The organism is Pseudoalteromonas sp. APC 3250, from assembly GCF_030407915.1.
Lineage (GTDB): Bacteria > Pseudomonadota > Gammaproteobacteria > Enterobacterales > Alteromonadaceae > Pseudoalteromonas > Pseudoalteromonas tetraodonis.
In genome coordinates this window covers 317,041-332,047 of the sequence record NZ_JASDCM010000002.1, presented here as the reverse complement: position 1 = coordinate 332,047, position 15,007 = coordinate 317,041, and the positions used below count along the sequence as shown (strand labels likewise).

The 15,007-nt window shown below is 40.4% G+C and carries 13 protein-coding genes; 5 read left to right on the top strand and 8 right to left on the bottom strand.

All coding sequences use genetic code 11. From position 1 onward, the window contains the following. Window positions 1–64: 64 nt before the first annotated feature. The 5 genes from dndE to QL986_RS03825 form a co-directional block, all read right to left on the bottom strand. Complete coding sequence (gene dndE, locus QL986_RS03845) at window positions 65–415, bottom strand: DNA sulfur modification protein DndE (RefSeq protein ID WP_290191221.1); 351 nt, start codon at window positions 413–415, stop codon at window positions 65–67. 1 nt (window position 416) lies between these two features. Then, complete coding sequence (dndD, locus tag QL986_RS03840; protein ID WP_290191220.1) at window positions 417–2,408, bottom strand: DNA sulfur modification protein DndD; 1,992 nt, start codon at window positions 2,406–2,408, stop codon at window positions 417–419. Continuing rightward, a complete protein-coding gene (locus QL986_RS03835) occupies window positions 2,405–4,030 on the bottom strand; it encodes a DNA phosphorothioation system sulfurtransferase DndC (RefSeq protein WP_290191219.1) in 1,626 nt (541 codons plus the stop codon). Before QL986_RS03835 ends, dndD begins: the two co-directional genes overlap by 4 nt. Then, a complete protein-coding gene (gene dndB, locus QL986_RS03830) occupies window positions 4,027–5,112 on the bottom strand; it encodes a DNA sulfur modification protein DndB (protein ID WP_290191218.1) in 1,086 nt (361 codons plus the stop codon). The genes QL986_RS03835 and dndB overlap by 4 nt, the downstream gene beginning before the upstream one ends. Window positions 5,113–5,228: 116 nt before the next feature. After that, window positions 5,229–7,286, bottom strand: a complete 2,058-nt coding sequence (locus QL986_RS03825) for a DNA phosphorothioation-associated putative methyltransferase (RefSeq protein ID WP_290191217.1) — start codon at window positions 7,284–7,286, stop codon at window positions 5,229–5,231. A 505-nt stretch (window positions 7,287–7,791) separates the two neighbouring features. Between QL986_RS03825 and QL986_RS03820 the strand changes: the two genes are divergently transcribed. Then, entirely contained in the window at window positions 7,792–8,232 is a 441-nt protein-coding gene (locus QL986_RS03820; protein ID WP_290191216.1) for a hypothetical protein, read from the top strand. A gap of 29 nt (window positions 8,233–8,261) precedes the next feature. On the opposite strand, the gene QL986_RS03815 is transcribed toward QL986_RS03820, so the two are convergent. Next, window positions 8,262–8,477 carry a hypothetical protein gene (locus QL986_RS03815; RefSeq protein WP_290191215.1) on the bottom strand — a complete coding sequence of 72 codons (216 nt, stop codon included), beginning with the start codon at window positions 8,475–8,477 and terminating at the stop codon, window positions 8,262–8,264. An 89-nt stretch (window positions 8,478–8,566) separates the two neighbouring features. On the opposite strand from QL986_RS03815, the gene QL986_RS03810 reads away from it, so the two are divergent. From QL986_RS03810 to QL986_RS03795, 4 genes are all read left to right on the top strand, one after another. Then, complete coding sequence (locus QL986_RS03810) at window positions 8,567–8,920, top strand: hypothetical protein (RefSeq protein WP_290191214.1); 354 nt, start codon at window positions 8,567–8,569, stop codon at window positions 8,918–8,920. A 306-nt stretch (window positions 8,921–9,226) separates the two neighbouring features. Beyond that, window positions 9,227–10,102, top strand: a complete 876-nt coding sequence (locus QL986_RS03805) for a nuclease-related domain-containing protein (protein ID WP_290191213.1) — start codon at window positions 9,227–9,229, stop codon at window positions 10,100–10,102. Between the two features lie 337 nt (window positions 10,103–10,439). After that, window positions 10,440–10,739: a helix-turn-helix transcriptional regulator gene (locus tag QL986_RS03800; RefSeq protein WP_004589614.1), complete on the top strand. Its 300-nt coding sequence runs from the start codon at window positions 10,440–10,442 to the stop codon at window positions 10,737–10,739. Then, window positions 10,729–11,934: a HipA domain-containing protein gene (locus tag QL986_RS03795; protein ID WP_290191212.1), complete on the top strand. Its 1,206-nt coding sequence runs from the start codon at window positions 10,729–10,731 to the stop codon at window positions 11,932–11,934. Before QL986_RS03800 ends, QL986_RS03795 begins: the two co-directional genes overlap by 11 nt. Before the next feature lie 403 nt (window positions 11,935–12,337). Here the strand turns inward: QL986_RS03795 and QL986_RS03790 are convergent, their stop codons facing one another. Beyond that, window positions 12,338–13,186 (bottom strand): transporter substrate-binding domain-containing protein, encoded by an 849-nt coding sequence (locus QL986_RS03790; protein ID WP_290191211.1) that lies wholly within the window; start codon window positions 13,184–13,186, stop codon window positions 12,338–12,340. A 162-nt stretch (window positions 13,187–13,348) separates the two neighbouring features. Then, window positions 13,349–14,830 carry a hypothetical protein gene (locus QL986_RS03785; protein ID WP_290191210.1) on the bottom strand — a complete coding sequence of 494 codons (1,482 nt, stop codon included), beginning with the start codon at window positions 14,828–14,830 and terminating at the stop codon, window positions 13,349–13,351. Between the last annotated feature and the right edge of the window lie 177 nt (window positions 14,831–15,007).

Genomic DNA, 15,007 nt, shown 5'->3' with positions numbered 1-15,007 from the left:
ATGTTGTTCGATTGATTTCTGAGTGAACATCATTTGATAAATAATGTTCACTCAGAGAGAAGATTTAAAGTTCATCAACCAGGTTAAATAACGATTTATGATTCCTAATCGCAGAGACCCCATCCTCAACATGTGCTGCCCATGCTGTTTGTAATTCTTTGTCAGAATACTCAGGGTAGCGCTGTTTAAGTAGTAATTCAGTCACTATTTGGGTTTTACCTAACCAGGTAAACTTATCGAGTTTAAGGCTGCCAGTAAGCTTGTAATCTTTTTCTTTATTAAAGGTAAACCCTTTTTCAATAGAGCGAAAAAATGCGATACGCGCGGCTACGTTTGGTGTAACGCCTGTTTTGCCTTTTAGGGTTTGCAGTTGTTCTTCAACGGCTTTGTTAAGCCACATAGTTTGTGGGAGCATGTTATATCGCCTCCTGTACAAGCTCTGCCCAAAAGTAACCTTCTCGCAGGGTTGAACAATTAGTATGTTGGTTAAATTCAATCTCGAACGCGTGAGATACTTTATGCTCAATGGCTTGATAAAAGTCTTCGTCTACTTCGGTGTCGGTTGAAAGCAGTATTACTTGCTCGCTGGCCTCTGGGAAATAGTGCTTAATAAGTTTATCGCGGTGTTTTGAATCTAAACGGCCTAGTGGCGTATCAACTACCACAGGCAGTACTTTACCCGAAAGCTTACCGAGTGCCTCTAATATTGCGAAGGCAAATATTTGCTTTTCGCCAGCCGACATAGATTTACGGTTAATAATAACGCCTTCGGCATCGACGAGGTTTACGTCAAAGCTGGTTGGGTCTATTTTAGCTGAGAGTTTTAAGTCTTCTTTACGGGCAAGCTTACGATACGCTTTTACAAATAGCTCTTCTAATTGCGTTACACGCAGCTCTGTAAGAGCGTGTTTAAAGTCTTGTAATACGTATTGGCTAAGCTCTACACGTTCAACGGCTTTGTCGGCTGAGTGGTTATTTTTAAGCTTGGCGTAGTCTTTTTCTAGGCGTTTAGCCAGTTCTAACTCTTTAGCTTTAAATTCTTTAGCTTTTAATAGTTCGCTTATGTATTCTTTGCTTATTGTGTCGCGTTGTTTTTCAAGTTCACGCAGCGATGTATATAACTCATGTAAGTCGGCAGCATCAGGGGCACGCTCAATATTAATTGAAAGTGAGCTTAATTTATTTTGCGTTTGAGAAAGCGTTGTTGATAGCTCTTTTATTAACGCTTGCGACTGCGAAGCCTCAGTTACTTGTGCGTTTATAAGCGCAAATTCAGAGTCTGAAATATCAAGCTTTGGCTCGGCAAGGGCCGTTTGATTTACCAGTTGACCAAAGTAACTATTTACAGTTGCCATTATATCGCTGCTTTGGGCATCAAACTTTTGATTAAGCGCGCTTTCAAGGTTTGGTAACGCTTGTACTAGCTCGTTGCCAAAGGCTTTAGCTTGTTTAATTTGTTGATCGCTGGTTAGCTGTTCAATTAAATTTTGCATAGCTGTTGGCGCAAGTGCCATAGGTAGGCTGCCGCTTAGCTCTTGGCGTATTTTAGCGGTTAGCTCTTTTTCAAGCTCTATAAGCTCAGAGGCCTGTGCTTGCTCTTGATCTTTGGTTTTAGCCCATGCGCCACCTTGGGCTTGTATTTCGTGCTCTTTAGTGGCTATTTTGTTTTTAAGCTCTGTTAATTGCGCACCAATGCTGTCGGCTTTATCTCTTGTGGCATTGACTTGCTGGGTAATTTGGTGTTTTTGCTCTTCTGCCGCTTTTATTTTTTTTAGCGTGTCTTTATCGGCAGTTTCTGCGCCTAGGCCTTTTAGGTAAATATCAAGATCGTTGCTTAGGCGGTTTATAATATCGATTCCTAGCAGTTTTTGTACGGCCTCTTTTAAGTAAGAGCCGGTGTCGTCTTCTGCAAGCTCTGCTATTTTTTCACCATCAAAAAAGAATAAATCGCCAATACCTGGTGGGACTATTTCATGTAAAAACGCTTGTACTTGCTCTGAGTTTAATGAGGTATCTTGCTCGCCATTAATAGTGAGTGTTAACTTTTCATCGACTTCTAGCTGCCATTTACGGGTTACTTCGTAAAGGTTATGTTTGCCCTGATGCGTATGCGAAAAGCTAAGCGTTATACTGCCCTCGGCATCTTGCTGGGCTTTGGTAGCCGTTTTATTGGTTTGCTCGTTTAAGTAGCTTAGGTAATCTTTTTTAGTGATTACAGCACCCAACGCACGCTTACCTAATAAGGCTAAGCGGATGGCGGTTAAAATAGAGGTTTTACCCGCACCGTTTAAGCCACCAAATAAAATAATAGGGCGTTCAAACATACCTTCTTTACGAGGTGTTAAATCTATCGTGGTTTGGCCGTTAAAAACTCGAAAGTTATTTAGGGTCAGTGTTTTAAAAATCATTCTATGCCCTCAGCTTTGAGCAATGCAGTAATTTGTTTTAGGTCGTCTTCTAGCGCTTTTACTTCGTTACTTTGGCGCATTTGGCTCTGACGAATATCTAAATTAGAGGCAATAATAACTTCGGCGCTTTCCCAATCTTGCTGAATTAAGCGGCCAATACGATTAAAAATACCTGTACGGCGGGCAAGGCCACTCATTTGAGTTTCAACGTCTATTAACTTTTTAACCATTTGCGGCGATACGCCATGTTTAGGTGCAATATCGTTAAGTAATTGGCCTTCGGTTAAGCTAAATTGGTTAGAGTCGTCTATTGTCCAGTCGAGCTTTATGCCTAGCGCATCAAATACAATACCGGGTAGGGTATCGTCCCAATCTGGCTCGTTGGGGTCGTTTAACCATTCGTGCCTTACGGCGTGCAATTCATCAACAGTAATTAGCTCTACATCACGGCCTTGGTCGTTAAATTGCTTTTGCATATTAAGCAATAAACGCATGGCATGCTGACGATATTTTAACTTGTAAGGGCCTGTTGTGTAGTCGTCCGTAAGCACGCGCTCTTTATCTTCTTTTAGCGTTTTAAACGCTAAACGGCCATCGCGACGAATATGGTTACGGTATTTCTTTTTAAGCTTAGGCGAAGTACTACGTGATAAAATGTTGCGGTATTTAAGAAGTGGCGTCATCCACTGCTCGCCGTTTTGAATTAGGCTTTCCATTGCGCGGTCGCGCGTGACTACGGTGCATGTCCAACAACCAAAGCGAGAATTACCACATGATGGCGTGGTTTCATCAATAACCATTGGGCATTCGCCTTGGCCTGATGAGTCTTTGTATAGGTTCCATAACACAAGGTTTTTACCGCCCCATGGGTTTTCCCATTCTAGGTCGTACTTATCAAACCATTTGTTTTTAGTGCCGTATGGCGTTTCTTCGGTTTTTAAATGACAAAGGCGTAATATTTTCCACACATCATCAACACTCCATGTATCAATTGGCGTGTAAATAAAAGCGTTGCTTAAAGTGGTATGTACAGCGAGATCTGAACCATCAATTTTATGCTTTTTAATTACTTGCGCACGAGATGCGCTTTCTTGTGAGCGAGAACCTAGTACTACGATTACCTCGTCGTATTCACTTACACGCTCTTTAATAAAGGTACTTACTGGGTCGATTTTCATTCGCTCTGTACACCAACGAAAGTTACGCGTTGGTGCAGGGTAGCCTTTACCAAGTAGATTAGCCCAAAACGTATTATTCGATTTTGGTACTACTTTATGTGAAGTAATTGGTAGGCCTTCGCGCTTTGCACCTTCTTCGATAAGCTTTAGTGACTTATCGACGTGATCAACCACCATTGGTGTTTCTACCAAGGTATCGGACGCGACTACAAAAACGGGCTTATGGCGGTCTTCTGGTTTTAAACCAAGTAATGCAAAGTAAATTAGGGTCATTACGGCAGATGAATCTTTACCGCCACTGTAACCTAATACCCATGGGCGTTTGTCAGCCATGTATACTCGTTGGGTGTCGGCTACAAAGTTATGTAGTTGGCTACCTGCAAACGATTCATTTTCGATAAATTCGATGTAGTCTTCTAGATCGTACTGGTTTAATAATGTCATGTATTTAACAATTCTTTTTCTTTAGCTAACTCTTCAATAGAGGGCTTTAAGCCAATTTGTTTTTTTATTACTATGGCTGTTAAAAATATATTTGAAACGGCTTTAGAGAGTCGACCATGGTTCATTGCACGGTTTTTCCAAGCAGGGTTTGCTTTTCGCCAGTCAATTTTCTGCAGTTGAGTGTAACATTTACTTTGCTCAGACTCACTGAGTTTTAACAGGTCATACCCAACTATAGCTAAAGCTTGGAGGCCAATTCCATGCGCATTGATATACTCTTGCCGAAACTCAGCAGCTGAAAGCTGTTTATCTCTTACTTGCTGCCATTCAGGCATAAATTGATTTAGGTTTCGCCAAAATGTAACCGCTACTTTTCTTTCTTCATCGCTGTAGCCTTCTTTTAGGCCTTTACCGAACAAAGCTTTGTTAGCTTGCTTTATGCCACTAAGTGTAAAAAGCTTGCTACTTTTGGCTGCAATAGAAGAGCGTTCAAACTCCGTGAAACCTAAAAATGGCTCACATTCAAGTGCAAGGTAACGAGCTAATTCAGCAGCTTGATCTCTGTGATCATAAAGTGTAGATATAGATGCACTTGGCCTTACTGCGTACTTATTTAAATCGGCAAACATTTGTTGGCTACGTTGTAAGCCTTCATCTACAAAAAATAGCACTGCGATGTTGTCTTGGCTGAGCTCTGGGCGCTCTTTTAAAGCTTCTTCTATAGCTGCACGGCGATGCTGCCCATCGTTTATTAATATTTGTGCATCCATAGGTACTTTTAAGCTACCGGTATTGCTATTTTTATCAACTTCAATAAAGTCGATCTCGGCACCAATAGAGGCGGTTATAGCTGAAAATACATAATCGTGAGGTGACTCAACTAGGTAACGAGCCATTTCTGGTATACGGCCTTTATTGAGGGTACGTTGTGCTCTGAGCTCTACGGGGACTTCCTCTTCATCGTACATGAATATTTTAGGTATGAGCCTTAAAGGGCAGGTTGCTATATAAAAGGGTTTACCAGCCTGTTGGCCACGAACTGCAGGGAAGCTGTAGCAATAATTGCTTTCAAGGTTGCTCATAATTTAATCTCATCACGTAAGGTACGTAATATTATTACGTACCTTACGTGATAAATACAGCTTTTATTGCTATATCTGGAATGATTGAATCTAGTTCTTTGTTATGGTTGGTAATTTTATTTCTTGAGAAATTTATCTCCCTTCAACTCAACAGCCCAATAGTCAAACACCTTCTGCAATATTAACCAATCAGGCCACTCTGCTTTGGTTACGCCTTTTAGCATATCGGCTAATTTTTTATCAAACCGTTGTTGGCTTTTGTATTCACTACTGCCTTTTTGTAAATAATTTATTTTATTATAAAACGGCTGATAGGGGTAAATATCGCCGTAGTAAAAATAGTCGATATCTTGCTCTAGCATTTTTACTTTTATTCGCTCAGTGAGTAATGGCAGTTTTTTATTAAAGTCATCGTATTTTAAAAAGGTAACTTTGCCCGATCGCATGTGTATTTTTACTAAATCTACGTCGTCTATATCGCCATACAACTGCACCGCACAGCCTATATAAACACGCAATATTGCTGGAAGTTGATTTAAGTAACGAGTGGGTAATATATACGAGTGGTTGTCGTGTAACTCACCGAGCTGAATTTGCTCGTAAGCTTGGTAACAGGCATTACCAATATTAGCGGGCTCTGCAATCGAGAAAAGCTGTTGTTTTGCTTGTTCTAATGCTTGGTTGTAATCACTAAAATGTACTTTTAAATCTCGCGTTAGCCTTGCAGGCATGTGGCTTTTAGCTTGGCGTTTACCAAATAGGCTAAGTGCAAAATAAACCAGTAAATCGTGTTTTCTTTTTTGTTGCGCTTGCTCAAATTCATTTTGCTCGTAGTAATTATGCAGCAGAGTAAATGCTTTGTTATGGCTGGCAAAATATTTGCGCAGTGTTGTGCTTTGTTCAAACTCGTCGTTTGCTGGTAAACGGCCAAAGTGCAGGCAATGTTGCCAAAAATCATCAAGCAGTGTTTGGTGTTTTTCAAACAAGGTTTTTTGCTGGGCTTTGGGCAAAGCTTTTGGCTGTGGCCTTTGGGTTATATGTTGCCAATTATAATTTTGAAATTGTAGCTCTAAGTGATGGGCTTCTTCCAATTGTGGGCATTTAAAAATAGCAATTATGCCTTGCCCAAACGCCATTGTATTAACGTTTAGGGTTTGCTCTATGTAAGCTCTTATTTGGGCTTGGCTATAGTATTTTTGAAACGTATTCCATTTAGTTATTACGCCATCTTTGTATTGTTTAAAGTGTTCTTGCTTGGCTTCATTGGCGAGCATTACTGAAACTAAAAGTAATTTTTTAGTGTGCTGGTAAGCCGCTGTTAAAGTCTCTTTTCGCTCTTGTTGATCTTCAATTACATTGAGTACAAAACCTAAATTAACAATGTCACTTTTTTGTTTATTTCCGTTTGGTCTGTGTACTGGATCCCATGCATTTATATTTAATCCGTGTGCTTCTAATTCTGTTGCGTCATCGGCTAGGCCGCAGCCGTAATCAAGTATTGAATAATCACCATTTAAATAACCGTACTTTGCGAGCTTTTGAAAAGGAGCAGAAAGCCTATCGCGATTTATAGCCGTTAAATGGCGCTGTATTTTTTGTGGCTCATGTTCAATTACTGGTTTTGGTAATTCTGCCACTTTATGCAGCCTTCCTTTCTCATCAAGCTTGTAGCCTTTGCGTTTAATTAAGTTATGCCATTGCTGCTTAAAGCCAATACTTTTGGTGTTTTGATACAGGCCTATTTGCTCTCCTTCTTCAGTAATATCTTTAAATAATGGATAGTGAGGATAATTTGGGAGAACAAAGGTTTCTTTACGGTGCAATATGGGTGGATTATTTGAGCCACTGTAGTTAGTTGTTTTTAATGTTAGCTCTTGGGCATCTATAGTATGGCTGGTATGGAGTGCTGGGTAAGCGTATTCATCAAAATTAGGGTAGTTAAGTAGTGTAAATTTTAAGTCGCGTTTATAAAGCTTAACTAGGTTCCAAGATTGTTGAACATCAAGTTTGTTTATTGTGCTTGTTATAAAGCTTAATAATTCTGCTGGTAGGGCTTCATTCAACGCAGTTTTATGTAAATAAATAGCTGTTGGTAATGATTTTCCATGTTCGAGCTTTTTTACTAAATCACGGTATTCTAGAAAATTAAGTGGTGATGGTGAGTTAGCATTCATTAAAATTACTCAAACGGTTAAGATAACTTAATATACATAACGCTTTTAATAACAACAAATTTGCAGGCGAGTGCTGAGTTAAATCCCCCGTGATCACACCCGAAATTGAATTAATGATGAGTAATATCAGCATGGCGGAATTTTGTTCCCGACAAATTCCAAGTACCTAAATCCCTTTAGGCAATGCGCTTTAAGTGATGCTTACACACGGACGTGTTTCATCGCGTTTACGTTCATATCATTAATTTAAATTGAGGAAGCAGTGTGATCCTCGGGGCGCCGAGGTGACGAATGACCAAAGCGCAGCTTTGCAGCATGAGGAAGTGAAGGCATGGATGCCGACAGTAACCCAGCTTCACGGATGAATTATTTACAGCAGAGTTGATTTAAAGACAAATCACACTTTGGTTGCCGTCGCCAACGCGATACTTAGAAATTTATGTTGAATATACTTATACAAATCAATATCCTAAATTAATAAGAATAAAGGGAATTTTAATCCGCAATGAACACATCTAAAAAAGAAAATAATAAGGATCCACTTAATATTGTTTGCCCAGCTTGCACAGAAGAAAATACTTTAGAGTACGGAAACCACATAAGCTGCAGTAAATGCGAAAAAACTTTTGCAGGCCATACTTATAAAAGGTTTAAAAAGCCATTTTTGTCGGTCAAAGCTGCTTTATTTATAGGTGCTGTAGGCGCTTATAAAGTGGATAAAGAGTTTTTAGAACCTAAACGCTATTCTACAGGGGCAATTGTTGAAATAGTTAGTTATTGTGCCAGTTCAGATAATATTTTCAGTCGCTCTACTCAAAGTATTACAGCTAAAGCTTGTATATGTGCTTTAGACGAAACGATGAGAGAAGTACCCGAGTCAGAACTAGCTTCAAACGCTAAGTTATTTCAGACCTCTTTTGTGAATAATTTAAAACAATGTAGATAGCGATACTTGCGTATCGCTATCCGTTTACTTTATTTTGACTTGGGTGCGTTGTTACCTCGCCCTTTTCCTGATGGCTTACCTGTTTTACTTGGACCATTAGTCGGAGCTGGACGTGAAGTTTGTTGGTTATTTGCAGCTGCTTTTTGAGCCCGTGCAGCAAATCCGCCTTTTTCAACTAAGCCGTTGTTAGCTTTTGCTTCTGCAGCTTGGATTCGTGCAGCGGCACTTTGATTCATGTTTTTCATAATATTACCTTTATTTAGTTTAAATAGTGCTCTTCGCTTTGAGAGCAAAATCATCATAAATAAGGTGTTGAGACAAATTGGGACATAAAATGGAAAAATACGAAGAATTACAAAAAAAAATTAAAGTTATTATTAAAGAGCTTGGTTTAAGTCAAAAAGAAATGGCTAAACGGGTCTATTGTGAACGTTTTGAAGATGATGAAGCTGAAGAAATACGTAAATTTACAGAAACATTTCGCCAAAATTTAAAGCGAAAAGCAAAGCCTGAATTACTTGAAAGTTATTTAGCAAACATTGCTAATCTTCGAGAGTTTAAGAATTCAGATTTAGCGATTTCTCGGCCAGTAGAGCTCGGTTTTATACCTTCAGATATAAGAAAAGCGCTGAAGGGTATATCTAAAGATCTAATAAACAGTATGGAGTCTGAAGATAATAAATTTTGATGTTACACAAGAGTGGTAATTAAAGGCTGTTGATCATTAAGCTCCCCCGTCATTTTGCCCAAAAAGACTCAATTGATGAGTAATTAAATGCATGGATGCAATTAAAGCCGTGACAGGCATATGGATGTGCCTTACACGGTGGTTACGTTCATATCAATTTAGGCTTTGAGGAAAGTGCAAAATGCCCGGGGCGCCGTGGGGTTCCAAGGGGCGGTCGGCGGTATCCGCCCCTTGGTTGCCGTCGCCAACGCGACATGTAACTGTTTTTAATGTATAAAGTACAAGTTGTCATTATAGGAACTCGTCATGGATGATTTTTTAAACCATAGCTTAAGTGTCATGCTTATTGCTGCGTGCGTTTACTCTTTAGTAGGCGTTTTATTTTTTCGTATTTGGTCACATCAACGCAGTGCTAAACTTCCTATCGAGCGTCATAAATTAAAACGTGTTGCCGCGCAAACTCTTCAAGAGCAAGTGAATGACAAGATTGTTGATGTTATTGGCCTAATATTTTTAGCTGCACTCATTGTTATAATGCCTTTTGCAATTAAAGGGGTTGCTGAAATGTTTGCTAGCGGCAAGTTTAATTACTTTTTAATTATTATGATCTTGCTAGGTTTAGCTTATGTAGCAAGAAAGCTTTGGGTTAAATCAAATCACTTAATAAAGCTAAAGCTTGGGCGTGATGCCGAACTTGCTGTTGCCTCTGAACTTATAGAGTTACAGTCACATGGATACCAAGTATTTCATGATATACAAGCTGATGGTTTTAACATTGATCACTTAGTCGTGGGGCCAAATGGTATTTTTGCTATTGAGACCAAGGGCAGGCACAAGCGAATAAAAGACGATACAAATTACAAAGTTAAATTTGAGAATAATCATCTAGCATTTCCCTCTTGGTTTGAAAGTAAGCCGCTAGAACAAGCCCAAAAGCAGGCTAATTGGGTGAACAAATGGCTACAAGAGGCAACGGGTTTTAACACGCAGGTTTTCCCTGTTTTGTGCTTTCCTGGTTGGTTTGTCGAATTAAAACAGCGCCCACTCTTTCCAATTGTTTCGCATAAACAAATAGTGAAAACGATTCTTTCGATGCGACAAGTAAATTTAAACCAAGAGCAGCAACGTGCTATTTGTTATCAAGTAGTTCAGCGTTCACTGCATGAAAGTAAAGCAATTTAAAAGCTGCGCTTTTCGCGTCAGCAAGCTTAACGCCTACGTTAATACAAGGCGCTAGGCTGTGTTCGCTGCCCGTCGCTCGCTGCTCGAAACCCGCTGTCTTCTCTTTGTGCATATATGGTTTTAAGTGATTTATTCACAAAGAGGTTATGAGGCGCTGCGCTGAAGAGGTAACGCAAAAGGGGCTAGGCGCTTTAAGCTCGCTGCTTTAAGCTCGAAGCTCGAAGCTCGAACCTCGAAGCTCGAAGCTCATTTCGTATCTATTTAAATAATATTGCAATCATATTAAATACCGCTAAACTAATCATTAGTATATTAATGACCGATTAGGTAGTCATTTATGAGATCTGAACAAGCATTAAAACTGGCGCGTCGATTGGGTGATTTAATTCGCCAGCATCGTACTTTACTTTATACCCAGAGCACGTTCGCTAAGATGATTGGTGTATCTCGCTCCACGGTACAAAAGCTTGAGCAAGGGGAGGTAGTAAAAAGCGATATATTGTTTGAAGCCCTTGTTGTACTTCAATTGCAAGGCTCATTACTGGATGAAATTAACGAGCTTGCCGCAGATGTGGGCGGTTATAATGCAAGACAACGTAAAAGCAATAAAACTCAGGTGATTAACGATGACTTCTGAAGCTTATGTATTTATTGACGGTTTAGAAGACAGCCCGGTAATTTGTGGTTTTTTTAAGTTAAATATACAAACAGGCCGAGGTGAGTTTAATTATGGTAAAAGTTACCTTGCGCGCTCTGATGCGTTTGCGCTCGATCCGCTGCATTTACCATTACAGCCTGGCATCGTTAGTTATTCTGCCAATAAAGGTGTGTTTGGGGTGTTAAGTGATGCGGGAGCTGATTCGTGGGGGCGTAAGCTTATACTGTCTTTACATAATACCAAACCAAAAAATGAGCTAGAATTTTTACTCGCAGGGTCTGGGTATGGTGTTGGCGCCTTGGTATTTAGTTTGTCGCGCAGCGCATCAAAACATAAAGCGAATAAAAATACATTAGCCGATTTAGCTTTGTTAGATCAAGCAAAGGACGATTTGCTCGCCAATAAAACGATTTCACAAGAAGCAAAAAAAGCCTTTGAATTTGGCCAAAGTATGGGGGGAGCAAGACCTAAAACCTCTGTGAAAATTGACCAAAAACTTTATTTGGCAAAGTTTAATCGTCAAGACGATTTGTTTAATTTAGCTAGGGCTGAGCATGGCGCTATGTGTATGGCTAATGAATTGGGGATTCGCACTGCAAATACCCGTATTCATGAAACAGAAAATGGCGATGTTCTGTTAATTGAACGTTTTGATGTAAGCGATGACTTACCAACTCATCACTTTTTAAGCGCCAATAGCTTATTACAAAAACCAAAAGTCGCGATAAGCGACTTAGCAACATACTATAGCTACGGTGAACTGGCTGAATTTATTCGCCACCACACAGGTGAGTTCGCTGCTGATGCTACAGAGCTCTACAAGCGAATGGTATTTAACGTATTTATTGGTAATACTGATGATCACAGCCGAAATCATGCATTTTTGTATCACTTTGCAGGGCAAACGTGGCGTATGAGCCCCGCTTATGATATCACCCCTATTAATAACTCAAAGCAGCATGGCATAGGGCTTGGTGATGATGGCCGATATGCTAGTATCGATAATTTACTGTCGCAAGCCAAACGCTTCGGCCTCAACAAGGCTCAAGCAACAAAAATAATTGCCGAGGTTGAGAGCTATACTCGCCAATGGCCAACGCACTTTAAACGTTTTTCTAATATCAGTGATATTGACATAAAACGCTTAGAAAGCGTAATACCTTCTATAAGTTAAAGGCTAATAAAGCAGTCATTAGTGGTTTAATGACTGATTAAGTGGTCATTTATTAATTGACGCTTATATGAACCTTAAAGCGGGAATGAGAAGACAGTGGGCTTCGAGCGGCGAGGCGCGGGTAAAATGCAAAAGCCTATAAATACGCGATATAAAATTGCTGCTACAGAATAATATTTGGCTTTTTTATTTCCTCTAAAAGCGCAGCGCCTCATAATCTCTTTGTGAATAAATCCTTAAAAATTATTTGAACACAGAGAAGCGAATGAGGGTAAATGAGAAGGCAACGGGCTTCGAGCGACGAGTAGCGAGCTTGTACAAACACTAGAACCTAAAACCTAGCTCGTTGCCCGAGCCCCGCGTTCCAAACATAAAACGCGCGGCATAAAGCCCTGCCTACAGGTTAGTCGGCCAGGGCGCTATTTGTGGGTTGATAAGCGCCATTATCTAACGCATCAAAGTAGGCTTGATAACGGCCGTTTTGTTTAAATTTAAGTAATTGCTGGTTAAATATTTCAAGCCGCTGTTCACTGCGTGGGTTATTTTTAGGGAACATCATAAAGCTTTGGTTTACCAACAAAGCTTTGGGGTGGTGATTAATAGCGCTGAATAGGTCAGGTAATTTACTCGCTAATGTGAAATAGCCTACGCTTTGCTCTTCGGCAAAGGCGTCGATTCTGCCCATAGCTAAGCGTTTAAAGTTTTGCTCTGTGGTACTTACTCGCGACATATCGAATAAGCCTTCATCGGCTGCTTTATCAAAGTCTTTGCCGTAACTGTAGGCAAGCCCACCACCGAGTAATAAGCCTTTTAAATCGTTTAGATTTTGCCAATCAAAAGGGCGTTGTTTATGATAAAAAAATACAAAACGCTCGTTTAGCACTGGCTCACTGTAAAAATAATCCTCAGTACGTTGTTGTTCAAACATCCATACGGCAGTGGCTGCGTATTTATCATTAATGGTGTCGTGGTAGGCACGCGGCCACGGTAAAAAGGTAAAGTTAACTTTAATGTTAGCTTGTGCAAATATATCGGTAATTAAATGCGCAACCACGCCTTTGTGAGGCAGCGATTCGCTTAAAAAAGGCGGCCATTCGCCTGTACTTATATTTAAAGTAGCATGGTGATTAGACGCTTTGCTTGAGGGTTGTATTGCTTCAATTGCGTGCGTGTAATGACTGGTAAAAGCCATCAGCAAAAAAGATGCGATATAAATACGGTATCTTAATTTAGCTGATAACATAACATGCATGTGTATAAGTCTCTCCTTCTATTAAATATACCCTTTTTGGATATAAAGCGGCTTTGAGCGTTGCTTAAAAAACAGGCTATTTTAAAGGCGTTAACTGAATGTAGGCTTAAGGGCTATACCGTCGCTTTACAGACTTATTTTAAGTATTTTTATGTTACCGCGTTATTCTTTTGTTTGCATGTTTTTTGCGCGTTCTTCTGCATCGATGAGTGCTTGTGATTTAGGCGCGCGTTTTTTTTCTTCTATTTTTGGTTTTTGTGGTGAATTTGGATCCCAGCTTTCATCAAGCGATAAATTAGCAAATGGATTGCTGCTTTGTGGTGAGTTATCGGGCTTACTTGGCTCTTCAGGGGCAACCTTTACTTGCTCAGGCATTACTTTTGTTTTTTTAGTTGGTAGTGGCGCGTCGGGATCGAAAGTGCGTACTTCTGGCTCTTTAAAGTCGTGTTCAGTGGTTGAGCTTAATGATGAACGCTGCGTTTTTGCAGGATGGAAATCAGCTTGTGGCTGATGGGGTACAATGGGTTCAGGTGCGCTGTGTGAAGGCTTTATAGGCGCTTCTTGTTGTACCTTTTTGATTGGCTGATTTATAGGATTACGCTGAATTTTGGTTTGTTTGGCTTCGGGGTCAAAATCTCTTACTTGTGGCTCGGCAAACTCTGTTGCATTTTTTATCCGCTCTAAGGTTGCTTTAGCAGCTGCTTCAAACTCTGCCGTGTTAGGCTCCGGCTTTATTTTCACGGTATTAACTCGACTAGAATCAGGCTCTTTACCCTTGCTTTCGACGGCTGGGTTTTGCAGATCAGAGCCAGTCACCATCGGCTCAGTAACAACACTGTGAGTTTGATCATTGTCGTTACTTGGGGGCATTTGCAATGGTATGCCAGTATCAGCCGCTTGTTTATTTTGCTTAATATTGCGCAGGCGCATTAATACCACAACCGTAATTACCACAATTAACAATAGTGCCACACTTGGTAATACTAGCGAGATTATATTAGCCCCTTTGGGCATTGAAGAGGCAATAACGGCTGTTTGCTCGCTGGCTTTTATAGTGATAGGTACGGCGGTTTGTGCAGGCTCAACGGTGGCTTTTTTTACCTCTGGTTGCGTATTTTCCTCAGTGTTTGATAATTCACTGGCCGGTATTTTGCCGAGCTGTGCATTTTTTTCAGAAGCGCCGCTTTGTTCAGCCGCTGCTGTTACATTGACTTGTGACTCATCAGGTGCTGTTGTGGTTGATGCTACTGGGGCATTTTTTTTAGCTTGCTCTATAGTTTGAGTGGCGCTTTTTTCGATTACATTATTTTGGGGTGGAGTTGCACTTTGCTCAGTTGCAGCGCCTGGCAACGTTGGCTGTAAAGTGGGTTCTGTTTGTTGTGGTTTTACAACCTCCGGGGTCGATTGTTCAATAACCGGCTGCGGTTTAGGCTTTGGTACTGGCAAAGTGCGTGCCGCTTGCGGATCACTGCAGTTTTTTTCAAAGTCTCGCGCAGCATTACGGTATTTACGGCTGGCTTTATTATTGCTGTGTTGCTGCATTTCTTGTTTTATAAGAATACACATAGCTTCGTTATAAGCGGCACTGCTGGCACTATAAAACAAAGCAAAACAAAAAAGTAAGCAACTCAGTAACGGTTTCATAAAACTCAAAAGTGGTTAAGCATCAATGCCCTAATCTTAAGCGTAAAGTGAAAAATTATCTAGAAGCGCCTAGCGTTAATTAGGGTCTGTTGACCTTTGCGGATTACAATTTGTTCAAACTAGGGGCGGTTTAATCGCGGCGCGAGGTTTGTAACCTAGTGGACTAAGTAAAAACCG